This is a genomic window from Streptococcus salivarius (assembly GCF_002094975.1).
Lineage (GTDB): Bacteria > Bacillota > Bacilli > Lactobacillales > Streptococcaceae > Streptococcus > Streptococcus salivarius_D.
The window spans coordinates 1-24,829 of sequence record NZ_CP015283.1; the positions used below are offsets into that span (position 1 = coordinate 1).

The following is a 24,829-nucleotide window of genomic DNA, read 5'->3' on the forward strand; positions in this document are numbered from 1 at the left end:
AACGTTGTTTACGCTTTGCCATTTAAAATAGCTTCAATAATTGCCATACGGACAAAGACTCCGTTTTGCATCTGAGCAACGATACGAGCCTTAGGTGCCTCAACCAGACTATCAGCAATCTCCACATCACGATTAACCGGAGCAGGGTGCATGATAATCGCCTGATCAGCTAACTTGGCATAACGTTCTTCAGTCAAACCATAGAGAGCATGGTAGTCTTCTTTTGAAAATCCTTTGTCATCCCCATGACGCTCGTGCTGAACACGAAGCAACATGAGAACATCCAAGTCCTCAATGACGTCGTCAATGGCCACATGCTGACCATAAACATCAAACTCATTCGAGTACCACTCTGCCGGACCAGCAAAATAAAGCTGAGCTCCCAAACGCTTGAGAATCTGCATATTTGACTTAGCGACACGCGAATGCGTAATGTCACCTGCAATACAAATCTTAAGATTTTCAAAGGTTCCAAACTCTTCGTAAATGGTCATCAAGTCAAGCAAACACTGACTTGGGTGTTGCCCTGAACCATCACCACCATTGACAATAGAGGTCTGAATAGTTCTACTATCAATCAACTGCTTGTAGTAATCGACTTCCGAGTGGCGGACCACACAGATGTCCACGCCCAAAGCAGACATGGTTAAGATCGTATCATAGAGGGTCTCACCCTTGTTCACCGAGCTAGTTCCAGCATCGAACTCAATCACATCCAGGCCAAGTTTTTTCTCAGCTACCTCGAAGGACTTGTGTGTTCGTGTTGAATTTTCAAAAAAGAGATTGGCAGCGAAATACTGTCGATCCAGCTGGAAATCAGCTCTGCCATTTTTAAAATCTCCACCTCGACGAATCAGGCCCAAGACCTCTTCATTCGTGAGGGTTTCCATTGTCACCAAATGTTTCAGTGACACTTTTCCATCTGCAATCGCCATAGTTTTTCCTTTTAAATTGATTGACTAATCTTTGCTACCTTTTTTAGGATCTGGCAAAATTTGGTAAAGCAAGATACCAAGAATGGTTGAACTTGCCACACCCGTAATTTGAAGACCACCAAGGTCAATCATCAAACCACCGATACCAGATACCAAGATAACACTAGCAATCAAGAGATTCTTTTTATTATCAAAATCAATCTTATGTTCAACTAAAATTTTCAAACCGCTAGCAGCGATAACCCCAAAGAGGGCAATAGATAATCCGCCCAATACAGGAGTTGGAATAGAATGCAAGAGTGCTGATAGCTTACCAATAAAGCTCATCAAGACCGCAATCACTGCTGCGCCCGCAATAACGTAAACTGAGTAGACCTTACTGAGGGCCATAACCCCAATATTTTCACCATAAGAAGTTACCGGAGGAGCTCCAAAGAACCCAGCGATAATCTGTGCCAAACCATCACCAGTAAGGGTGTGGTCAAGTCCTGGATCTTTGAAGTAGTCACGCTCAGTCAAACTGTTTAGAACCATGACGTGACCAAAGTGTTCGGTCATCGTCACAAAGGCAATCGGAGCCATGGTCAAAATCGCACTTGGATAGAGCTTAAAGCTATAATCCACAAATGGAATATCAAAGTTTGGAACTTGAATCCAATGTGCCGCCGCTACCTCTGAGAAATTGATAAAACTATGTCCTGTCAGCAAACCAAGAACCGCTGAGAAAATATAGCCCACAATTAAACCAAGCAAAATTGGGATGACACCGACAATCTTCTTGCCATACATGTTAAAGAGGATAACCGCAAAGAGAGTGACCATCGAAATCAATAGAGCATAGATACTATAGCTTTTATTTAAAGTTGTCGCATCATTGACTGCATTGGCTGCAAGGTTCAAACCAATCACCATGATAATGGGACCAACCACGATTGGTGGAAGGACCTTATCAATCCAGTCTTTACCCGCATACTTAACAATCAGAGCCACAAGCAAGTAAACCAAACCACCAGCCATGGCACCTTGAGCGACCGCTGCAATTCCATCAGTCTTCATAAGTGTCTGCATAGCCGCAATATAGGCAAAGCTAGACCCCATGTAAGCTGGAATTTTGTACTTGGTCACCGTCAAGTGAGCCAAAGTTCCCAAACCAGATGAGAAAAGAGCAATAGCGGGATCAATCCCAACCAAAATCGGCACAAGCACCGTCGCACCAAACATGGCAAACAAGTGCTGGAATGACAAACCAACCAATAAACCAGGTTTTGGCATATCATTCACATCATATTTTACGTTATTCACGATATCAAAGGACTCCTTAAATTAAGATACAAAGGGACGCTTTGGCTTAGCCAAACATTTCTGTAGAAAAATAGGAAGTCGACACCGCACTCCCAAGAGTGCTAGGAGACTTATCTTTTTTCCTAAGAAATGAGTCCCGTGTTCAATTAACAAGATACAAAGGGCGTTTCACCCTATCTGTCAGCCAACTTAGCTTGGGTCAATAATGTTGACGCTATCTTTGCCATCAACTTCTGCGACCAAAACTTCAATTTCTTCTGACTCACTAGTTGGGATATTTTTACCAACATAGTCCGCACGGATTGGCAATTCACGGTGACCACGGTCAACCAAAACAGCCAAACCAACACGCGCTGGACGCCCATGGCTAACGATATTATCAATAGCTGCACGAATCGTACGACCTGTGTAAAGCACATCATCCACAAGGATAACATCTGTACCATCAATTTCAATAGGGAAAACAGATGTGTCTTGCTCAGCCTTAACATCATCACGGAAAGCCTTAGTGTCAAGCTCAATCAATGGCACATCAAGGTTTTCCAACTGTTTCAAGCGCTCTTGAATACGCTGTGCAATATAAACACCACGTGTCTTAATACCAGCCAAGACAATCTTGTCGAGATTTTTGTTACGTTCAATAATCTCATAAGTGATACGTGTAATGGCACGTTTCATGGTTACGTCATCGACGATCTCTTTTTTCTTCATAAAAAGAACCTTTCTAAATACAAAAAAATCCCCTCGAAAACAAGGAGATACACAAAAATATGAGTACAGTTCACCCGTACACTTCTCATGGCTCCTTGCCTGCCTCTCTGGACAGTGATTAAAGGACTTATTTAATTAGGTAAATTATAGCAAATTTCAGACTCTTTTACAAGAAAAAAACGGACACCTCTACCAAGAAAGACTATCCGTTTAATAACTGTTAAGCTTCTCTCAACTTCTCCAAGGTTTCCTTGAAAATAGCAGGGTCTTCCGCTGTAAATTCGACCAATTCTCCAGTCGTAGGATGCGTGAACCCAAGGGTCTTAGCATGTAGAAATTGTCCATGGCCCTTGAGGGTCTTGCGTGGCCCATAAAGAGGATCGCCCGCCACCGGGTGACCGATATAAGCCATGTGCACACGAATCTGGTGTGTGCGACCTGTTTCCAGCTGCAACTCTACCAAAGTATAGTTGCCAAAACGTTCAAGAACGGTAAATCGTGTTACTGCAGGTTTTCCTTTAGCTGTGACTGCCTGCTTCTTGCGGTCCTTGTCCGAACGCCCAATCGGAGCCTCAATCACGCCTCGATCGTTAGGCAAATTGCCATGCACGATAGCCACATACTTACGAAGGGACTTCTTATCCTTAAGCTCAGCCGCCAAAGCATTGTGGGCCTTATCATTCTTAGCAATCATAAGGAGACCAGACGTGTCCTTGTCAATACGGTGGACAATCCCTGGACGAACCACACCATTAATAGACGAGAGGTCCTTGACATGATACATAAGGGCATTGACCAAGGTACCAGACGTGTGACCAGCTGATGGATGGACAACCATGCCTTGAGGCTTGTTGACCACTGCCACATCCGCATCTTCGTAGATAATATCCAAAGGAATATCTTCAGCCTTGTATTCCAAGACCTCTTCTTCTGGCAATTCATAGGTGATGACATCACCCTCTTTAACCGCATACTTGGCCTTTGCCGACTTACCATTAACCAAGACCGTTCCAGCCTTAATCGCTTCATTAGCCTGACTACGTGACAATTCTGTCAAATCTGCCAAAGCCTTGTCCAGACGGTTTCCCGCCTCTTTAATGATGACTTCCATTTTCCTCTTTCCATAAGATTAAAATCAAGAGCAGTACGCCCACCGTTAGGTAGGAGTCTGCCACGTTAAATATTGCAAAATCAATAAAATCAAGCTGAACCATATCAACCACGTAACCCAAGTGCACACGGTCAATAAAGTTACCAATACCACCTGAGATAATCAAAACCAAAGATAGCACCAACCAAAGACTCTTCTGGTAATTTTTAACCAGATAAACCAGAGCCGCACCAATCACTAGAACCGTCAAAATCACAAAGAAATATTTCTGATCCTGTAAAATCGAAAAGGCAGCACCACGGTTCTGTAGATAGGTCAAGCTGAAAAGTCCAGGGATCGCCTTGATAACTTGGTTAAGGGCAATATTTGCCACAACCCAATGCTTGACCCACTGATCCAAACCAATCAGAGCTAGAATAGCCAAAGGAATCGCAACCTTACGCATAAATCCTCCTATGGTTTATATGTATCAAAGTAGTCAAACATAACATTGACAAACTTGAGAGCACAAGACGACAAGTTAATACCCTTACGACGGACATAAACCATCTTGTTATCCAAATTATCCTCAAGCGGAATCACCGTAATCCCATTCACACTTTGTGCATCCAAGAAGCCAGACCCCGTCGCATAAGCATCCGTACGTTCCAAGATACCGTTCAAAGTCGCACGGTCTGTCACGTTAAACATAAGAGACGAATCTGACGTATCCACAAAGTTCTCAGAATAGTAAAGGTACTCGTCCTTCTCCTGAGTGAAACGCACCGTAGGCAAGGCCGCCAAGTCCTCCATGACCAGACTTTCTTTTTTAGCCAGAGGATGCCCCTTACGGAGATAAATGTGCGTCTTAAACGGAATCAAATCAATAGCCTCAAGCCCAAGCTTGTCCATATTTTGCTGGATTCCCTTGCTATTTTGACGATTCAAATAGATAATCCCAATCTCACTGTGTCCCTTGGCTACCTCATCCAAAATCTGAATGGTCGTAGACTCAAAGATACGGAAATCCTTGTAATCAGGGTAACGCTCTGAAAAAGTCGTAATCAAAGGTGGCAAAAAGTCATAGTGCTGGCTGGCAATCGAATACTGGTTACCCTTTTCAGAAGCATTGAGATAGCGATTTTCAAAACTATCAAAACTGCGTACCACCTCAAGCGCACGCTCATAAAAGGTCATACCCTGACTGGTCAAGACAGCCCCCGTCGTTGTACGGGTGAAAATTTGAAAATTCAGCTCCTGCTCCAAATCCTTGATAGCCACTGATAGGCTAGGCTGGCTCACAAAGAGCTTGCTGGCTGCCTCACGGAAGGTTCCGCTGTTGGCAATGGCTACGACATAACGTAGTTGTTGTATGTTCATCTGTGACACTTCTTTCTTGAAAAATCAATCAATTCTATTATACCAGATTTTATCCTCTTTTGTTGATACTAAAAAGCCCAGACAACCCTGAGCTTGAATTAATTAAAAAGTAGTCTTATTCGTCTGATTTGTCTGTCAAGAAGTACTCGTTTTCACGTTTGTCATAGTCAAAGGTCAAACGAACAGCATCTACCTTACCACTTTCTGGATTATAATCACGGTAGCTAAGACTCACTGACTGAGTGAGATCGCCTTGTTCAGTTTGTGTCATTTCATGATAAGTGAAGCTAGCCTCTGGGTGTTTTTCAACCACCTCAGAAAGTCGTGTCCCCTTGAGCAAATCAGCTTGTGTACCTACAGACAACTTTTCATAGTCATCTTTTGTCCAGTTGCTATGATAGTCATCGACTTCTTTGACCTTATCATAGTCGAAGGTTGCTGAGGCAGATTTCAAAACATAGACATCGTCTTTTTTCTCGAAAGTCAAACGAACATAGTTGTTCCCATCTGTGTTTTCTTTTCTATAGGTAAGATCTAGCAAATCTGGTTTATCTTCCTCGTAAGCATCACTATACTCGGCATCAGTCGCCTTACCGTGAGCATCCAAGACCTCATCCAATGTCAAAGTACCAACCTTCAACTCCTTAAACTGATCCTCAGTCCAGTCAAACTTATTATTCTCATCGATATACAGATAAGCTCTATCGTGACCGTCACTTTGGAACTGTTCAGCGTGGTTCATGACATATTTCACCGCTTGATAACCTGCTCCAGCAAGCGAAGTCATAAAGAAGATGATTGACATGACTAGGGCAATAATAGATAGTGCCTTGCGTGTCGACTTCAGACTCAAAACCAAAGTCACAATAGCTAGAATGATAAGGAAGAAGGCAAGGAAAGTAAAGACAAAACCGATAGGAAGCGTCCAAGACAAAATGACAAATAGAATCCCCAAAACTAGGATAATGATTGGCAAAGCAATATTAACAAAAACATTGTTCTTGGTTACTTTTGGTTTGTAATAAGGGTTTTCCAAAGGTATCTGACTTGCCTTTGGAGCTTCTTTTTCTTGCTCTTTCTCCATATTCAACTCAGGCATTAGCTTAGGAGCTTCCTCCTCTAATGCCACCTGAGCCTCGTCTGGTTGCGTATCTGCTACTGAGTCAGCTGACACCTCTTCAGTAGCTTCAGAGCTATCCACCTGCTGAGCCTCAACCTGCTCAGACACTTGGACACTTGGTTCCTCCGAAGCAATGACAAAGCTCTCTTTCTTAGCTTCCATAAACTCCTCAGGACTTGGTTTACGTCCATTGACGTCCTCAAAGTGACGCACCCATTCTTCTCTAGTTGCCATAGCCGACTCCTTTATCTCTTTTTCTTTATTTTATCATACTTTAATCTGGTCTTATGAAAATAAGGTCGGATATAAGAGAGAATTTTTTGAGACTACCTTAGGTGCTTAAGCGACAAGCCATCTCATGAAAATAGACGAAAGAAGAAAAGAAACTGCACCTAAAAGTAAGATTTTTTCGATCACACTTTTTGGGGCAGTTCAATATTAGTAAGAGTAGTTTTTATATTTATATGTATAGTTATGTATCTAGTCCTTTTTAATCTCCAAACTAAGCTTATAAAAACTATAAAGGCTATAAGCAATTGCAATGATCCCCAAGAAACCAAAGTATACATTATCCTTTAAACTCTTCATATAAATCCCAATTATTATAAAGAGAAGGGTATTGATCAAAATGACTAATCTTTTATTTTCTATCTTGCCTATTTTAAGTACCAATAGTCTAATAATAAGTATCGATGGAGAGAATAAAACGGCAATTATTGTAAGTAAAAATTTTTTTCTGCTAATTAAATTAGCTTTAATGTCTTTTTGAGATTCTTTTTCAATATTCATCTCTTTAAATAATAGTTCCAGTGAAACATTATCAGGTTCACTTTTTCCTAATTCCCATTTAGAAATCGTCTGACGAGTAACAAATACTTTATCTGCAAGTTCTTGCTGAGTCATACCTGTTTTAATTCTATATTCTTTAATCAACGTAGCAATGTCCATTTTAATACCCCTAGCTTATTTCTATTCTTTGATAAAAGGCTCTGCTAACAAAATTGCTATTACTATTATATAGAGAGGATGTTTATAAATAAAGTAAGTAGCAACGAGTAATAGAAACAATAACATTCTCGTAACCCACGGATATCTGTTTGATAAACTGACCAATAAATTAACTAAAGGTTTCAGTATCAACCCCATTAATCCAAAAGTAAGCACCTATATAAAATTAGTTTTGTTTTTCTTAATAAATTGTAACATTAAGAATACCTCCTCAGATTTGTTACTTTAAATTTATCAAGACCCATGACTAAAAGCACGCAACGAATAGTAAAATATGCGCAACGTCCTTAGAAACTAGGATGCAACGCTCCAAGTCATTACGCAACGAGGAGAATAGTACCTCTTAAAAGTACGAAATGGTAGTACATTAGAACCTAAAGGCAGTAAAATTTTACAATACTACAAAAGACATGGCAATAGAGAAGAAATAAATAACAATTGAAGTGATAAACAAGCCAATAAATCGTTTCCAGCTCCCTTTTTGATTGAGCTTGTCTACAGTTTCCTTAGTGACAAGAGACTGGCTTTGCTCGAATGTATAATTTAAGAATTTCAATAGCTTTCTCCTTCTATCAAGAAAAAACAGGAAGGTTTCCCCTCCTGTCCCTTAATTAATCCTCATCTGGACCTGATTTATAAGTAAGGTAGAATGTATCTTCACCTTCTTTGGTATCAAATGACAAGTAAACACTCTTGAGTTTGCCATCTTCAGCCTTATAATCACTATAAGAAATAGTCATTTCTTTTGTGAATTCACCTTGACGAGATGTTGAAATCGTGTATTCTGCACTTGAAGCTTTAGGGTGATCCTTAACGACATCTTCAAGTTTCGTACCATTTGATGGATCAGTGTAATCACCCTTATTGAGAGCATCAAACTGTTCTTTTGTCCAATCAGATTTATAAGATTTATCAACTTCTACCTTATCTTGAGGGAATCTACCTGAAGCATATGACAAGATAAATGTACCGTCATATTGTTTCTTAAAGTTTAGGTAGACACTCTCGCCATAGTCTTTACCAGAGTATGTCAACTTCAACTCATCACCTGACACCTCAGCATCTGACGCCTTGCCGTATGTTTTAACGATTGATTTAACAGTGTCTTTACCTGCTTTCAACTTCTTGAACTTAGATTCATTCCAATCAAATTTAGCATTTTTGTCAATGTAGTCGTTGACATCAGTACTATCACCTTTTGAGTCTGATTTTGAATCGCTGTCGTCATCTTTCTTGTCAGCGTCATCGTCGTCTTTATCAGCAACTTTTGATGTCTTGCTTGAGCTTGTGTTGTTGTTGCTAGCATTTTGAGAGATTTGGAAAATCAAACCACCAATAGACACAAAGAGCATGAGACCAGCAACGCCTATTGCAATGATTGAAAGCAATTTCTTGCTTGATTTAAGGCTAAAAACAAGCGAAACAACTGCTACTGCAACTGCGAGGACTGTCAAGATGATGAAGACCCAAGCAGGACTTACAAACCACGCCAAAATTGCAAAGATTACTGAAAGTGCAATCGCAACGATTGGCAAGATAAGATTGAAAAGAGGGTTATCTGCTGAGCCAGCTGCTGCTGGATTAGGAACTGTTCCAAATCCTTGAGCTGAAGAGATAGGTGCCTTTTCAAACATGCTTGAATCAAATTGTGGTGTTGGTTGTTGCACAGGTGCTTCTGAGAAAGATTCTGCACCAAATGGTGATTCACTACTTGCTTGTTCTGCGACAGCATCTTCAGCTGTTTCAGCCACATCTGCGATATCATCTTGTTCTGTGACTTCTTCAGTAGCAACTGGTTCTGGAGCTACTTCTTCAGCGACAGGTTCATTAGCTGGTGCTTCTACAGATGCTGCTTGAGCAGCCAAAGCACTTGTATCAAAGTCAGCTGCTTTAGCATCCAAAAATTCTTGGGGGCTAGGCTTACGCCCATGTACCGACTCAAAGAGTTCAGCCCATTCTGCTTTAGTTGACATAAAAATCTCCTTTTTTCAAGAAATCCAAACAAGAGGTCCCTTCGCCTTAGCGAAGTTTTCTATAGTTAGAATTTAGACACCTATCTCTGATAAGAGCAAGTAGCATGCGTCCTTCCAAAAGTCAGCCCTCACTTTTTAGCCTGAGGCAACCTTTTTCCTATATCTAGTCCCATTGTTCATTTTCTTGTTGATAATCCCATTCTACCATATTTAAAGACCTCTGTTAACCGTTTCCCAAAAGGTTTTTTTCTGCTACAATAGTAGGTACAATGCACCAAAGGAGTTATATATGAAAAACATTAAAAAGTACATTCCATTAATTATTGTACTTGTTATCGCAGGACTAGGTTTTGCCTTTCGTGAGAACATCGCACGCGCCGTTCGTGGAGATGCTTATGTTGATAATAAGATATTCACTAAACAATTAGAAAAAGCCCAAAAATCTGGAAAAGATGCCTTCCCACAGTTGTCTGACAAGGTCGCTAAGGACGAAGCTGAAGTTATCCTCCACACTTCAAAGGGTGATATCACAGTCAAACTCTTCCCTACACTTGCTCCAAAGGCTTCTGAAAACTTCTTGAAACATGCCAAGGACAAATACTATGATGGACTTACCTTCCACCGCGTCATCAAGGACTTCATGGTTCAAAGTGGTGACCCTAAGGGTGACGGTACTGGCGGAGAATCTATCTGGAAGAAAGGTTTCGCTGTTGAGCCTACACCATTCCTCTACAACATCCGTGGCGCACTTGCTATGGCCAATACTGGTGCTAAGAATTCAAACGGCAGCCAATTCTACATTGTTCAAAACAAGGACGATCAAAGCAAGCAACTAGGAAATGCTGGCTATCCAAAACCTATCGTTGACGCCTACAAAAAAGGTGGTTACCCAGCTGGTGATACTAAATATACTGTCTTTGGACAAGTCATCAAAGGTATGGATGTCGTTGATACCATTGCTAACCTTGAAGTCGATGACAACAGCAAACCAAAAGAAAATGTAACGGTTAATTCCGTTGAAGTTGTTAAAGACTACAAATTCAAATAAACAAAAATCCGAGAAGTTGATTCTCGGATTTCTTTTTTATTTAACAGCAGTGAGGAGATAGTCACCAGTGTTAACACGAGCTTCTTTAGTCGTTAAGACATCATCAAAGTCAGCTGTATTGGTCACAATAACTGGCGTGATAACTGGTAATTTAGCCTCTCGGATAGTTGCTAGGTCAAATTCTATAAGTTTTTGTCCTGCTTCTACAACTTGACCTGCTTCCACATAGGTCTTGAAGCCTTTACCAGCAAGAGAAACAGTGTCCATACCAATATGGATGAGAAGCTCTGCACCATTTTCAGTTGTCAAACCAATCGCATGACCAGTAGGGAAGACTAAATTAACCGTTGCCTTAGCTGGTGCGACCACTACCCCATCGGTAGGGTCAATAGCGATACCCTTACCCATAGCTCCTGAGGCAAAGACTTGGTCAGGAACTTGGTCAAGTGGGACAATATTCCCGATAAGTGGGCTCGCAATAATTTCTTGTTGAATTTCTTTAGGAACAGGTGCGACTTCTTCAGCTTTTTCCTCAACCTTAGCTGCTCCACCACCGTATAGATTTGGCACTCGTACAAAGAGTTGGATGAGGAAGGCAAGAACACCACCCACAATGGCAATAATAATGGCAAAGATAACTTTAGAAAGGTTACCGTCAGGCCCAATAAGGCTTGGGAAGACAAATACACCCAGACCACCTATTGAATACGTCTTAATATCTAGGGCCATCATGGCAGCCCCCATAAGTCCTGAAACACCACATGAAATGTAGAATGGCGTTTTCATTGGAAGGCTTACCCCATAGATAGCAGGTTCTGTAACCCCAAAAATAGATGAAATGAAGGCTGGCATAGAGATGGTACGGACTTTTTCTTCTTTCGTTTTAAGCATGATAGCTCCCAACACACCTGTTTGCGTGAAACATGGAAGAATAGCCGCCGAAAGAATAATAGAACTTCCGTTTGTTGCCACATCTAGGATAGCAAGGGGAACAAGCGCCCAGTGCATTCCGAACATAACCAAGACTTGCCACGAGATACCGAGTATAAGACCAAAGACAATCGGACTAAAGTTCATGATCGCTTGGAAAAGATTTGTCAATCCATCAGAGAAAGTATTAGCAACTGGTCCTACCACCAAGAATGTTAATGGTACCGTAATGAGCAATGTAAAGAAAGGTACTACAAAGACTTTAATGACATCAGGAGTAATCTTGGTAAAGAATTTTTGAATGTATGAAGCCACCCAAACGGCCAAGATAGAAGGCATTACAGTTGAGAGGTAGCCCCCTGCAGGAAGCGCAAAGGGAATAACTCCTAGAACATGACCCTGACCAGTTTTCTGAAGAGCAGTCACCATCGTAGCAATATCAGGATAAACAAGTGCTCCTGCAATCGCAATAGCTGTAAACTCATTAACCTTGAAACGACGAGCAGATGTCAAGGCAATCAAGATTGGCAAGAACTGGAAGAAACCATCTCCTGCTGCATTCAAGATTACATACATAGGGCTTGTTGCAGCTGACAGGCCACATGCTGCCATGACAGCGACTATTCCTTTGATAATCCCGGCTGCAGCCAAAGGCCCAAGGAAAGGTTGGAAAATACTTGAAACCAAAGATACAAAGCGGTCAAAGAGATTCCCTTTAGGCGCATCACCTTCATCAATATCAAGACTACCACCCGCTGGAAGACCGCCAACCTGGAGAACCTCCGCATAAACATCAGGGACATGGTTACCTATAACCACCTGATATTGACCACCTGCCTTAACAACAGTAACAACACCGTCACGGTTCTTAAGGTAGTCATCATCTGCTTTAGACTCATCTTTCAAATCAAAGCGCAAACGTGTCACACAGTGTTTCAAGCTATTGACATTTTCCTTGCCACCAACGTGTTTGAGAATGTCTTCAGCTAATTCAGTATATTTAGCCATAAGGGCTCCTTTCTTGTCTAGGATCCTAGTTTTCTTTGAGGCTTTTTCAACGAAAAAAACCTAAATAAATACCAAGAACCAATTGGAATGAGCATACACTACTCCCATTAGTTTTTCGTATTTATCTAGGTTTTGCCTGCTGACCAGTAACAATCCTTTTGCTATGGTTCTATCTTATCAGAGTTCAAATATTTTTGCAAGCCCTTACAAAAATATTTTTTTGTTTTTGAAGGTAAAATCTTGACCAAGATTATAAGTCATGATAAACTATTGTTAGTTTATAAACTAACAGAAAGAGAGTTACACGATGAAAACAAGAGCAATTATTGAATTTAAAGACACATACGCTAGTATGGAATGTCACGAGCTTGGTTACCAAACCAAGGAAACTGCCTTGGCTATTATTTCTCCCACTGGACATATTCTATCAAGTACACCGCTTTTCAGAAAGGCATATGGTTCAAACACTGCTCACATCAACCAGCTTCCTTTCAATATAGATGATCTCAGTATCACAGCAAAAGGTCTCAGTAAAAAAGCTAAAGCCAACTTGGAAGATTGGATTGCCCATACTATCATTCTTCCAATGGACTATGATAAGTACTTTACTAAGCATCAAGAACTTTTGCACCTCTTAGCAGAGTCACCAATCGTCGAGTCTGTCCAAGCTTTAACTTATAAGACAGTTAAGATTCATTTTTCTCAAGCCCTCAATGATGAGCATATTCGCCAACTGCAAGGGTTTATTCTTGCTCAGGCAGGTATCTATAGCTATATTGGGACATCTACAGTTTCAGATCGAAATGCCTACCAGGCTCTTGAATGGGCTAAACTTGATGTTAATGGTCGTTCACACAACGATCATAAGCCTGCTATTTTCCATCGTAGCAAGGGCCTCTTAGGTGGCTTCTTTCACCATGGAAACCAAGAAAGTATTGCATAAATAGTTACCGGGACACCTTGTCTCCTTTTTTTGCAACAAAAAACTCACCATAAAGGTGAGCTAAATTGATTTATTTACTGTGTTTCCAGTTACTATAGATACTAAATACGACAATCCAGATGGCTGCCCCAATAGCTCCGACAACTGTTGACTTTTGCAAGAAGAGACAAACAAAGACGAAGATGAAGAAAAGGATTGTCAATGGATTAAGAATCTTATAAGCTGGCATAAGGAATCCATCTGCCATAAACTCTTGAGATTTACGGTACTTGAGATGAGCAAGCATGGTCAAGATATAGATGGCAATGTAGACCCCTGATGATGATGCAGTAATCAAAGCGAAGGCATCAGATACACCAGGCAAGACATTGATGAAGGCTGAAACACATACTACAATAGCTGAAACAATGATAGCACATGAAGGAATACCATTACGTGACAAAGTATCTAGCTTCAAAGCTTTCATGACTTTACTATTTGGTGTTTCCTTAGCAATTTGGAAGAGGTGACGACCTGTAGAGTAAAGTGTTGAGTTCAATGATGAAGCCGCTGCTGTCAAGACAACAAAGTTAATGAAGGCTGCTGCCCACTTGATACCAGCCATTTGGAAGACCGTTACGAACGGTGATTCATTAACTGGAAGTTTTTGCCATGGGAAGATAGCCATGAGGGCAATGAGGGCACCCACATAGAAGATGACAATACGAATCGGAATCTCCTTGATTGCCTTTGGTAAAACCTTACGTGGATTTGCTGTCTCAGAAGTTGTAATCCCTACAAATTCGATGGCTTGGTAAGCAAAGAAGACCATTTGGAAGGTCATAACAAAGCTTACCCAACCTTTAGGGAACATCTGGAAGCCGTGTGTAATATTGGCAAGGCTAGCATGTCCAGCAGGCGTTTCAAAGTTGGTTGCTACCATGAAGATACCTGTTGCGATAAGAGCTAGAATAGTGACAATCTTGATCATCCCAAACCAAAACTCAACTTCCCCGAAAATCTTAACCGCAATCAGGTTAACCGAACTCAGGATAATCAAGAAGACAATCTGAATCTGCCAGGCAGGCCAACTTGGGAACCAATATTGGACATAAGTTGATACGGCCGTAATTTCTGCCATTCCAAGGAATATCAGTGATACCCAGTAAGACCAACCCGAAAAGAATCCCCAGCCCTTACCAAGGTATTTGGTAATAAAGTTGATAAAAGTGTGCTGGTCAGGATCCATATAGAGCATCTCACCGATCGCTCGCATCATAAGATACATGAAGATACCAGTTAGTATATATACTAAGATAATTGAAGGTCCTGTTAGGGAGAGAGAACGCCCTGCCCCTAGGAAGAGACCTGTACCGATGGTACCAGCGATGGCAATCAGCTGGACGTGACGGTTTTGAAGACCACGTACCATCCCATTCTCAGTCTGGTTGTCGTCGTCTTTATGATGTTGCTTTTGCGACATTTTTTTCACTCCAATTCTATTGAGCACGACTCATTGAATCATGCCATTTTTTAACATAACTTATATTTTACCATTTTTGAAATAATTGGTCAATTTTATACAGAATATTCAGAATTTTATACTTCAAAACAAGGGCTTGGAAAAATTCCAAACCCTTGTTCATCGTTATTATGATTCAGGATCATCAAGGCTACGGCCATGCAAACCTTTTTCACGTTGTATTTGACGTAGTTTTTCAGGTGTCACATCGTTACCCTCTTCGTCAACGACTTTAATTCCTTCGATATGATGTCGAACCGAACGACGATAACCTTCAATGTATTCTTCACGAAGTTTTGCTTGTTCCACTGCTTCTTCTGGAGTCAAACCTTCTGTTTTCTTCTTTTTAGCAAGCTCATTGATACGAGCAATTTTTTTAGGATCCATTCCCTTTCACCTCTATTTTGTGTTCAATTGGTTGAAGGCTGCAACAGCATTAGCTTTAGACACAAGACCTGCAAGAAGGGCCAAACGGTTGTTTTTAACAGCCTCATCTTCTGCCATAACCATAGTATTGTCAAAGAAGGCATCGATGACTGGGCTAAGAGCGAAGAGCTGTGCCAATTTGTCACTTGCTGAACCTGTCAATTCAAGCTCTTCAATCGCTTTAGCAAGGGCTTTTTCTTGGTCGTTTTCAAAGAGACTAGCATCGACTGTCACTGAAGCATCCGCTTTTTCTGCCAAGTTGAAGGCACGAGAAAGTGACTCAACAGCTGACTTATAGCCATCAGCCTTAGCAGCTTCTGAGAGGGCGTCAGCTGCTTCAAGCATATCAGCCACGACAAAGTTTGAACCAGCAAGAACGGCTTCTTTGATATCTTTTGAAGTGCGTCCCATCATCTTGTCCACACGCGCTTTGATGAAGTTGATGACTTCTGCTTGATTGTCATATGAAAGACTATCAAATGAAAGTCCGTAAAGGCTGTCAATCAACTCATCCATAGGGATATGCCAACCAAAAGCATCCAAGATACGAACAATCCCTTGTGTTGCACGACGAAGCGCATAAGGGTCATTTGAACCTGATGGAATCAAGCCAACTGAGAAGAATGAAAGTAGGGTATCCAATTTATCTGCAAGCGCAAGGATAGCACCAACCTTAGTCTCTGGAAGAGCTCCGTCTGCTGAATCAGGAAGGTAGTGCTCACGGATAGCTGTCGCTACCGCAGCATCTTCACCAGCGAGAAGGGCGTATTTTTCACCCATGATTCCTTGCAATTCATCGAACTCTCCGACCATACCAGTCAAGAGGTCAAATTTGTAGATTTCAGCTGCACGAGCTACGGCTGCCGTTTCTTCTGCAGTCAAACCAGCTTGCTCAGCTAGTGACGCTGCAATAACACCCGCACGTGCCATGTGTTCTGAAAGAGAACCAATTTTTTCATGGAAGGTCACGTTAGCCAATTTAGCAACGAGGTCTTCAATCTTAAGTTTTTGGTCTTCACGCCAGAAGAATTCACCGTCTTCAAGACGTGCCACCAATACTTTTTCATTTCCTCGGATAACATTTTCCAAGTGCTCAGCGTTACCATTACGGACTGAGATGAAGTTTGGTTTAAGTTTACCATCAAGGTCACGTACAACAAAGTAACGTTGGTGCGTTTCCATTGAGGTCACCAAAACTTCTTCTGGAACATCCAAATACTTAGTATCAAAACTTCCCATGAAGGCAGTTGGGTATTCGACCAAGTTCAAGACTTCATTCAAAAGGCCTTCTTCGATTTGAACTTGAACACCTTGTTCTGCTTCGATAGCCTTGATTTGCTCACGAATCATATTTTCACGTTCTTTGCTATCCGCAATCACGTAAACGGTACGAAGGTCTTCTTCATAAGAATCCGCATTAGTAATTTCCACTTCATGTCCAAGGAAACGGTGTCCACGGCTCACACGACCTGACTTGATATCCAAGAAATCAAGGTCGAGCGCTTCGTCGCCCAAAAGAACTGTCAAGGTGTGAACTGGGCGAATGTATTCAAATGTATTGTTAGCCCAGTGCATGCTGACAGGGAAGGTCAATGAAGCAAGCACTTCTGGAACGCCAGCCAAGACTTCTTTAGCTGGTTTTCCAGCTTCGTGCTTAGTGACATAAACGTACTCTTCACCTTTGACTTCACGGAATTCAATATCATCAACCGTCAAGCCTTTCCCACGGACGAATCCTTGTGCCGCTTTTGAGAAGTTTCCATCTGCATCCAAGGCAATTTTCTTAGAAGGTCCTTTAAAATCTTCGGTCAAATCAGATTGTTGATCAGCCAAACTAATCACACGGACTGCCAAACGACGTGGTGTTGAGAAGGTTTGAATGCTTTCGTATGAAAGACGGTTGTCATCCAAGAAGGCTGCCATTTTCTCACCGAGTTGTTTTTCACTTGGTGTGACAACGTAGGCTGGCAACTCTTCAAGTCCTAGTTCTACTAATAAGTTTTTTGTCATGTTTTTTCTCCGAAAAATATCTTTTTTTCCAGTTTGCCTTATGTGATTGGCACGCAAGCAACCGACTTCGTCGTTTCATTGCTAAAATTGGAGCCTAAGGTCTCCAATTTTGCCTGGTATCGTTAGTTTCTCTAACGATACCTTTATCACTGCGGCAACTGGTTCTTTAGGATTGCTCGATCAGCCAATCCCATCTAATACGCTCTCGTTATTCTTCCTCTTCTGCTAGGAGTTTTGCGCGTGTGGCTTCGTCAAGAAGTGGGTAACCGAGTTTCTTGCGTTCTGCGACGAAGGTTTTTGCTACGACACGGGCCAAGTTACGGATGCGGGCAATGTAACCGGCACGTTCTGTAACGGATACTGCTCCACGAGCATCAAGCAAGTTGAAGGTATGTGAACATTTCAAAACGTAGTCATAGGCAGGGTGAACAAGTCCCAATTCCAAAGCACGTCCTGCTTCTTTTTCAAATTTTTCGAAGTTTTCAAGAAGCATATCTTGGTCAGAAACTTCAAAGCTGTATTTTGAGTGTTCATATTCTGGTTGAAGGAAGATTTCTCCGTATTTAACGCCTGGAGCCCACTCAATATCGTAAACAGAATCTACTTCTTGGATGTAAGAAGCCAAACGTTCCAATCCGTAAGTGACCTCAGAAGTTACCGGACCAGTTGCCAATCCCCCAACTTGTTGGAAGTAGGTGAACTGAGTGATTTCCATACCATCAAGCCAAACTTCCCAACCAAGACCAGCTGAACCAGTTGATGGGTTTTCCCAGTTATCTTCAACGAAACGGATATCGTGTTCCAAAGGATTGATACCCAATTTTTCCAATGACTCAAGGTAGAGTTCTTGGATGTTTGATGGTGATGGTTTCATCACCACTTGGAATTGGTGGTGTTGGTAAAGACGGTTTGGGTTTTCTCCGTAACGTCCATCAGCTGGACGACGTGATGGCTCTACATAAGCCGCATTCCATGGCTCGGGACCAATAGCACGAAGGAAAGTGTAAGGACTCATTGTTCCCGCACCTTTTTCATTATCATAAGCCTGCATGAGCATACAACCCTGGTCATTCCAGTATTGTTGCAAAGTAAGGATGATTTCCTGGAAAGTCAATTTTTTAGACATTATTTACTCCTTTTTCTATAATTTCTTGCGACACGAGTCTACCTCGTCGATTATACGAGGCAAGACGAGTTAGTACTGCGTCTAGCTCAGGCACCCTAGTGCTGAGCGTGGAGCAGTCCGACTATAAGGAAGTATCTGCCACTGACGCAGTGAAAAGTCAATTTTTTAGACATTATTTACTCCTTATTCATAAAGTTTCTTGTGACTCAGGATACAAAAAGAACCGTGTCTCTGCTCCTAAGTCGTTTGACCTAGGGGCGTCAGAAACGCGGTTCCACCCTAATTTATTACTTCATTTTATCTGTTTGTACTCAGCTCTTCGCTGAGAGAAAGCGCCACTTGCTTACTTTGCCCTACTTGGCTTTCACTATCCCAAGCTCGCTAGAAAAACGCCATAAGCCCTTCTTTCTTGTCAGTATTATAGCAAAAATAGGGAAACTTGTAAAATAAAATTCTAATCCTTCTTACTGATTCCCATTTCCTGACGAACATGTGCATGGGAATCTTTATGGAGAATGTCATTATCAATAATTGAGGCATCTCGAAGTTCCTCGGCCTTTTTCTTGTCCTGATGAGTTAAGTCTTGATTGGGATCATAAGCTTTCTCAACGATAGACAAAAGATGATTTCGAATTTCCTTTTCCTTACGAATTTTGGCTTTTTTGCGGTAGCTAGCCACAACCAGCACAACCAACATCAGCATTCCCAGATAACCGATAATAGGATACATAACTGCTACCAGTTGACGGAAGCCCATAAAGGAAATAGCAAAGCCAGCAAGGGCAAATGCAGCCACGAAGAACTTGAAGCGTTTATCACTACCTGCTGAAAAGCGTTTACCAAGGGCATAGTAGAGACTAAAGACGGTATTAAAAATCAAACCAAAAATCACTAAAGCGTAGAGCGTCGCAAAGATTGGGTTCACTTCCTTCGCAATAGCCAACATAGGAACATCCGAGCTAGCAATCTTATCACTGTTAGCAAAGAGAATCAAGGTCGTGACGAAGAAAATCACACCAACCATGAATCCTCCCCAGGCTCCACTCTTTTCAGCTTCATTGATTTTGAGAATAGACCCACCCATCACAAAGGCCATGGCTATGGCCGACATGACACAAACGGCAAAATAGTTAACAACAGACAGCCAAATACTCGGAAAAGGAGATTGAATGGTTTGCGACACCTTATCCATCTCAGCAAAATCCCAGTGACGCCCTAGAACATTGGTCACGAATATCATGGCAATCATAACCAGAATCATAGGGGTAAAAACTCCAATAACACCGATGATTTTTTTGAAATCTAGGAAACTCACAAAGATAGTCAGAGCTGTACAAAGGAAAGCACCTACCCAAATCGGAAAGCCGAACTGTTGGTTTAGGTTAGCCCCTGCACCTGCTGTCATCACAAAACCAAACAGGAAACAAGTGATAATCAAAGCGATATCCAGAATACGGTAAATCACAGGATGACTGATTTCTGCCAGGACTCCCGAATGATCATCTGAGCGGTAATAACTTCCCAGAGCAATCATGAGTCGCCCAAAGCCAACATGCAAAATTCCTAGAACTATAACACCTATCAGTCCCCAGGCTCCAAAACTAACAAAATACTGTAAGAGGTCCTGTCCTGAAGATACTCCTGCACCAATCATTACACCGACATAGGCCAGAGCAATGCTCCAAATACGTTTTGACATATTACCTCCTGTAAAATATAAAGTATTTCTATTTTACACTACTCTGACACCTTTGTAAAAATCAACTAAAAATAGCACCTTCCACAGAAAGTGCTACTTATTCTCTTATTTTTCCCAACCTTTTCGTCCATCAACATAGGTTGCTTGTAAGTCCAAGGAGTCATCTAAGACGATAAAATCAGCTGGTAGACCTGCTTTTAGGCTTCCGCAAGTATTCTCAAGTCCAACCGATTTAGCTGGAACACTAGTTGCCATCTGCAGAGCTTGAGCAACCGTCACAAGTCCCCAGTCAACCACATGTTTAACACCGTCTTTAAGTTGTAGGATAGATCCAGCTAGGTTACCACCTTCTTTGAGGCGGGCAGTACCATTTTCGACGATGACAGGAAGTTCACCCAGTATATAGTCGCCATCCGGACGTCCTCCCGCTGACATACAGTCCGTAATAAGGGCAACTCCTTGAGGTGTCTTTTGCTTGATAAGAACCTTACAAGCTGCAGGGACCGCGTGATGCCCATCTGCGATCAACTCACCAATCGTTTCTGGACTATCGAAGGCTGCTCCAACCATACCAGGCTCACGATGTGTAAAACCACGCATTCCGTTGTAGACGTGAACCCAAACGGATGCCCCGGCTTCCACTGCTGCCATGGCTTCTTCATATGTGGCATTGGAATGACCTAGAGCAATAGTTACGCCTTGCTTGGTTGCTTCCTGGATAAATTCAGATACTCCCTCACGTTCAGGGGCAAGAGCCAATTTAATCAATTTTCCTTGAGCTGCCTCCTGCCATGCCTTCAATTGTTCCACACTTGGATTGCCCATGTATTTAGGATTTTGAGCCCCCTTATAGGTTTCAGTGAAATAAGGTCCCTCAAAGAAGAGCCCTTGAATTTTGGCACCATTTTCCTTACCAACCGTACTAGCTGTTGTTTGGCAAATAGCCTTTAACTCTTCAAATGGCGCTGTTAGGGCTGTCGGTAAGAAAGAGGTCACACCTGCTGAAAGCAAGGCTTGACTCATGCCTAGAAGACTTTCCTCAGAATTATCCATGACATCATAACCCGCAAATCCATGAATATGAGTATCTACAAGACCCGGAGCAATCTGATAATCACTGTAATCCAGCACCTCTGCACCTTCTGGTACATTTTCCGACCAATCGCCGAAACGACCATCCACAATCGCTAGGTAGCCACCTTCCTTGATTTTATTTTCAAAGTAAAAACGTTTGGCTGAAATATAATAGGTCATAGGACCACCTCTCATCATTTTTCTATATTCTTAATACGCTTTCATTATATCAAAAAAGCCGAGAAATTTTCTCGACTTTCTCTATTAAATCACACCTTCTGTAACCTTTTCAACAAGATTAATCGCATGGTCTGCGATACGTGTGTAATGTGAGAGGTAATCAACATAGTTGATACCTGCTTGTGCAGTACATTCACCATTGTTAAGACGTTTGGTATGTGTTTTACGCAATTGTTTTTCAAGTTTTTCCAACTCTTCATGACGAAGGATGACTTGACCTGCAAGTACCTTGTCATCATCTACAACCACACGAATACTATCAAGGGCGATGCGGTGAGTACGGTTGTAAACATCCGCAAGCTCAGCCTTGGCAGTATCAGAAAATTCAATTCCCTTATTATGAATGTGTTGTGAAAGGTTTGCACTTGCAACTGCAAGGTCACCAATGCGCTCCAAGTCACGAACAGAGTCAAGCACACTTGCCAACACTTCATTTTCAGAAACGCTTAGAGATTCGTTAGAGATGTCAATCAAGTAAGTTGTCAACTCTTCGTCAATACTATTAACTGCTGTTTCATACTTCTCAACCTTATCGAAGTATTTCTCATCTCCCTTAGCAAAGAAAGCATAGGAAGCTTCCAAAGACTGGATGGCGTATGACGCCAAGTGTACCAATTCTTTCTTAGCATTACCAAGGGCAATAGCTGGTGCTTGTGTAATAAGCAAACGGTCCAAGTAGAGTGCTTCGTACTTGTTAATCTCATCTTCACCAGGAATAATCTTAGTTACAAGGTAAGCTAGAACTCCGATGAATGGGAATTGAACGATAGTATTTGCAATGTTAAAAGTACCGTGAGCAAAGGCGATAGTCATCTCTGGTGTCAAACCAAGCACAGATTTAAACCATTGAATCAAGGCTGTGAATGGTACCAAGAGAATCAAACACAAGACCGTCCCAATAACATTGAACAGGACGTGAGCCCCTGCCACACGTTTAGCTGCAATGTTTGAACCAAGAGCAGCTAGAACCGCTGTGATAGTTGTTCCGATATTATCCCCAAAAAGGATTGGAAGGGCACCTTGCAGGTCAAGCAAACCACCTGAGTAGAGACTCTGAAGAATACCGATAGTTGCTGCTGATGACTGAATCAACATGGTCAAACCAGCACCAATGATAACCCCCATGATTGGACGATTACCGAGTGTCGCCAAGTAGTCCTTAAAGGCTGTAACTGACTTCAAAGGCTCAACCGCATCTCCCATAAGGTTAAGGGCAAAGAAAATTCCCCCAACACCAAACAAGATACGACCTAGGTTATTGAGCTTCTTATTGCTTGTAAAGAAGAGAAGCGCAGCCCCCAGGAAAATCACTGGAAGGGCATAGTCACCAAGCTTGAAACCAATCATGAAGGAAGTTACGGTTGTACCGATGTTTGCCCCCATGACAATCCCAATAGCCTGACGAAGACTCAAGAGCCCTGCCGAAACCAGACCGACGACAATAACGGTAACCCCTGAACTCGATTGAATCAAGGCCGTCATGACAATACCAATCAAAACCCCTAAAAACGGGTTGCTGGTATACTTATCGATGTAAAAGCGCAACTTATCTCCGGCTGCTTGTTGAAGACCATCTCCCATGTACTTGATACTAAAGAGGAAAAGCCCCAAACCACCGAGGAAAGAAAACGCAATATCTTGCCAATTTACTGACACATTTTTGTCCTCATTATTTAAAAATTTTCGGTAAAACCGACCTTTCTATTGTATCTATTTATCAGGGAATAGACAAGACTTTTTCCACAAAATAATAGAAAGATCAGAAGAAAATCTGACCTTTCTAGATGTCTCATTAATCCACTTGAACATAACGGCGAACACCACTATAGCTAATGTAAGAAATCCAACTATGACCGTCTTGCGTAACCTTCAAATCGAAGTTAATCTTATCGCCTGCTTCTAAGTAAAATTCTACTGGAGCTGTATCACTAGGCGTATTTTTGACAGCCGTACGTTTGGTAAGCGTGTAGCTGCCAGATTCTGCAATACCACCATCAATTGGAAGTTGATTGTCAGTAACTGTCACGTCTTTAGGTAGCGTCACATTGTCTGATTCTTTAAAGTAGACTTTTGTTCCACTAGTACTGGTTACTTGAATGGTATCTTGTTCATAGCTAGGACCAGAAATAGCTGCCTTTTTAGAAACAAAACTAATAGCCCTATTGTAAAATGAAGTGCAACACAAAAGACATGTTCATCTGATATACTAGAGTTGCGAAAAACAGTATAAAGGAAGATGAACATGTCCACTAATTATTCTACCACAAATCAATCATACAAGCACTTATCTGAAGCTGAGCGAGGGGAAATTGAAGCTTATTTAAGCGTAGGACTCAAACCTGCTGAGATTGCTCGTAGACTAGGGAGAAATCGCTCTACTATTACTCGTGAAATTAATCGTGGTTCCATAACACAAGTGAAAAAAGTAAATGGGCAAAAGGTCTATTACCAACACTATTATGCAGATGCTGCTCATAACCGTTATCGTCATGCTAGAGAAGCCAGCTATTATTTGAAACTGGATTCCGTATCGGATGACTTTCTGAGAGCATTTACAGAAGCAATGAGAGAGAAACCAAGGGTGCATAGCGTGGATACCTTTGTTCATACCTATAGACTCCAACATGTAGATGCAGTTGTTCCTTCAACCAAGACGCTCTATAACTATATCCATCAAGGATTGTTAGAGATTAAGGTCATTGATTTGCCAAGAGCAGTGCGGATCCGTAAGAAATTTACCAAGCGCCCCTCTACCAAGAAACATCTAGGAAAGTCAATTGAAGAAAGGCCAGAAGAAATCAATAATCGTTCCCGTTTTGGAGATTGGGAAATCGATTCTGTTCTGGGTGGAAAGACAATAGGAGAACCTTCTATTCTAACCTTGGTAGAACGACAAACACGCTATGCTGTCACAAAGAAACTCGTGGAAAAGAAAGCAGAGTATGTCAATCAAGCAGTCTTAGAGTGTATGAAACTTTATCCCATTAAGTCCATAACTGCAGATAATGGAAACGAATTTTCATCATTGAGTAAGATAGAGGGATTAGATGTTTATTTTGCACATGCCTATTCATCTTATGAACGAGGTACAAATGAGAATTTCAATGGACTACTAAGAGAGTTCATTCCGAAGGGGTGTTCGTTAAAAGAACTAAATCAGAATCTTTTAGAGGACTATACAAAGGCTATCAATGAAAGACCTAGACGAATTCATGGCTATCAGTCCGCAAAAAAGCTGTTTGAGCTAACTCAAACAGCTTGAAAGATACTCACTTAATCAGAGGAACATCTTTGTTGCACTTGAC

The 24,829-nt window shown here is 41.6% G+C and carries 22 protein-coding genes; 3 read left to right on the forward strand and 19 right to left on the reverse strand.

Annotated features, from left to right (window positions below; translation table 11 throughout):
* Nucleotides 1-8: 8 nt before the first annotated feature.
* The 10 genes from V471_RS00005 to V471_RS00045 all read right to left on the reverse strand — a co-directional run bounded on the left by V471_RS00005 (nucleotide 9) and on the right by V471_RS00045 (nucleotide 9,519).
* Nucleotides 9-935, reverse strand: a complete 927-nt coding sequence (locus V471_RS00005) for an aspartate carbamoyltransferase catalytic subunit (RefSeq protein WP_002890256.1) — start codon at nucleotides 933-935, stop codon at nucleotides 9-11.
* A 24-nt stretch (nucleotides 936-959) separates the two neighbouring features.
* Nucleotides 960-2,237: a uracil-xanthine permease family protein gene (locus V471_RS00010; protein WP_045769018.1), complete on the reverse strand. Its 1,278-nt coding sequence runs from the start codon at nucleotides 2,235-2,237 to the stop codon at nucleotides 960-962.
* A gap of 189 nt (nucleotides 2,238-2,426) precedes the next feature.
* Complete coding sequence (gene pyrR / locus V471_RS00015; protein ID WP_002886175.1) at nucleotides 2,427-2,948, reverse strand: bifunctional pyr operon transcriptional regulator/uracil phosphoribosyltransferase PyrR; 522 nt, start codon at nucleotides 2,946-2,948, stop codon at nucleotides 2,427-2,429.
* A gap of 220 nt (nucleotides 2,949-3,168) precedes the next feature.
* On the reverse strand, nucleotides 3,169-4,059 hold the full coding sequence (locus V471_RS00020) for an RluA family pseudouridine synthase (RefSeq protein WP_049529403.1): 891 nt from the start codon (nucleotides 4,057-4,059) through the stop codon (nucleotides 3,169-3,171).
* A complete protein-coding gene (gene lspA, locus V471_RS00025) occupies nucleotides 4,043-4,504 on the reverse strand; it encodes a signal peptidase II (protein WP_014634033.1) in 462 nt (153 codons plus the stop codon). The genes V471_RS00020 and lspA overlap by 17 nt, the downstream gene beginning before the upstream one ends.
* A gap of 8 nt (nucleotides 4,505-4,512) precedes the next feature.
* Nucleotides 4,513-5,418 (reverse strand): LysR family transcriptional regulator, encoded by a 906-nt coding sequence (locus V471_RS00030; RefSeq protein ID WP_004183016.1) that lies wholly within the window; start codon nucleotides 5,416-5,418, stop codon nucleotides 4,513-4,515.
* Between the two features lie 115 nt (nucleotides 5,419-5,533).
* Entirely contained in the window at nucleotides 5,534-6,772 is a 1,239-nt protein-coding gene (locus V471_RS00035; RefSeq protein ID WP_049529404.1) for a CD20-like domain-containing protein, read from the reverse strand.
* 246 nt (nucleotides 6,773-7,018) lie between these two features.
* Entirely contained in the window at nucleotides 7,019-7,486 is a 468-nt protein-coding gene (locus V471_RS00040; RefSeq protein WP_014633472.1) for a helix-turn-helix transcriptional regulator, read from the reverse strand.
* A gap of 451 nt (nucleotides 7,487-7,937) precedes the next feature.
* A complete protein-coding gene (locus V471_RS11020) occupies nucleotides 7,938-8,102 on the reverse strand; it encodes a hypothetical protein (RefSeq protein WP_004183021.1) in 165 nt (54 codons plus the stop codon).
* A gap of 55 nt (nucleotides 8,103-8,157) precedes the next feature.
* Nucleotides 8,158-9,519, reverse strand: a complete 1,362-nt coding sequence (locus tag V471_RS00045; protein WP_045769025.1) for a hypothetical protein — start codon at nucleotides 9,517-9,519, stop codon at nucleotides 8,158-8,160.
* Nucleotides 9,520-9,808: 289 nt separating this feature from the next.
* Here V471_RS00045 and V471_RS00050 point away from each other — a divergent pair, with 289 nt between their 5' ends.
* Nucleotides 9,809-10,567, forward strand: a complete 759-nt coding sequence (locus V471_RS00050) for a peptidylprolyl isomerase (RefSeq protein ID WP_045769026.1) — start codon at nucleotides 9,809-9,811, stop codon at nucleotides 10,565-10,567.
* A gap of 36 nt (nucleotides 10,568-10,603) precedes the next feature.
* Here the strand turns inward: V471_RS00050 and V471_RS00055 are convergent, their stop codons facing one another.
* Nucleotides 10,604-12,505 (reverse strand): beta-glucoside-specific PTS transporter subunit IIABC, encoded by a 1,902-nt coding sequence (locus tag V471_RS00055; RefSeq protein ID WP_045769027.1) that lies wholly within the window; start codon nucleotides 12,503-12,505, stop codon nucleotides 10,604-10,606.
* A gap of 307 nt (nucleotides 12,506-12,812) precedes the next feature.
* Here V471_RS00055 and V471_RS00060 point away from each other — a divergent pair, with 307 nt between their 5' ends.
* Nucleotides 12,813-13,448 (forward strand): hypothetical protein, encoded by a 636-nt coding sequence (locus V471_RS00060; RefSeq protein WP_045769028.1) that lies wholly within the window; start codon nucleotides 12,813-12,815, stop codon nucleotides 13,446-13,448.
* A 70-nt stretch (nucleotides 13,449-13,518) separates the two neighbouring features.
* Here V471_RS00060 and V471_RS00065 read toward each other — a convergent pair whose 3' ends face one another.
* From V471_RS00065 to V471_RS00100, 8 genes are all read right to left on the reverse strand, one after another.
* The gene (locus tag V471_RS00065; RefSeq protein WP_045769029.1) at nucleotides 13,519-14,910 is read right to left on the reverse strand and encodes an amino acid permease; all 1,392 of its coding nucleotides are present in this window, start codon (nucleotides 14,908-14,910) and stop codon (nucleotides 13,519-13,521) included.
* A gap of 168 nt (nucleotides 14,911-15,078) precedes the next feature.
* Nucleotides 15,079-15,336 carry a DUF896 family protein gene (locus tag V471_RS00070; RefSeq protein WP_045769030.1) on the reverse strand — a complete coding sequence of 86 codons (258 nt, stop codon included), beginning with the start codon at nucleotides 15,334-15,336 and terminating at the stop codon, nucleotides 15,079-15,081.
* A gap of 12 nt (nucleotides 15,337-15,348) precedes the next feature.
* Nucleotides 15,349-17,385 carry a glycine--tRNA ligase subunit beta gene (gene glyS, locus V471_RS00075; protein WP_084870969.1) on the reverse strand — a complete coding sequence of 679 codons (2,037 nt, stop codon included), beginning with the start codon at nucleotides 17,383-17,385 and terminating at the stop codon, nucleotides 15,349-15,351.
* A gap of 208 nt (nucleotides 17,386-17,593) precedes the next feature.
* Nucleotides 17,594-18,511 carry a glycine--tRNA ligase subunit alpha gene (glyQ, locus tag V471_RS00080; protein WP_002886077.1) on the reverse strand — a complete coding sequence of 306 codons (918 nt, stop codon included), beginning with the start codon at nucleotides 18,509-18,511 and terminating at the stop codon, nucleotides 17,594-17,596.
* Between the two features lie 454 nt (nucleotides 18,512-18,965).
* Complete coding sequence (locus V471_RS00085; protein ID WP_049553885.1) at nucleotides 18,966-20,210, reverse strand: YkvI family membrane protein; 1,245 nt, start codon at nucleotides 20,208-20,210, stop codon at nucleotides 18,966-18,968.
* Between the two features lie 105 nt (nucleotides 20,211-20,315).
* Nucleotides 20,316-21,464, reverse strand: a complete 1,149-nt coding sequence (gene nagA / locus V471_RS00090; protein WP_049529409.1) for an N-acetylglucosamine-6-phosphate deacetylase — start codon at nucleotides 21,462-21,464, stop codon at nucleotides 20,316-20,318.
* Between the two features lie 84 nt (nucleotides 21,465-21,548).
* On the reverse strand, nucleotides 21,549-23,180 hold the full coding sequence (locus V471_RS00095) for a Na/Pi cotransporter family protein (RefSeq protein ID WP_049529410.1): 1,632 nt from the start codon (nucleotides 23,178-23,180) through the stop codon (nucleotides 21,549-21,551).
* Nucleotides 23,181-23,316: 136 nt separating this feature from the next.
* Nucleotides 23,317-23,709, reverse strand: a complete 393-nt coding sequence (locus V471_RS00100) for an SH3 domain-containing protein (protein ID WP_084870970.1) — start codon at nucleotides 23,707-23,709, stop codon at nucleotides 23,317-23,319.
* Nucleotides 23,710-23,766: 57 nt separating this feature from the next.
* Between V471_RS00100 and V471_RS00105 the strand changes: the two genes are divergently transcribed.
* Entirely contained in the window at nucleotides 23,767-24,786 is a 1,020-nt protein-coding gene (locus V471_RS00105) for an IS30-like element IS1139 family transposase (protein ID WP_171021848.1), read from the forward strand.
* Nucleotides 24,787-24,829 lie beyond the last annotated feature (43 nt).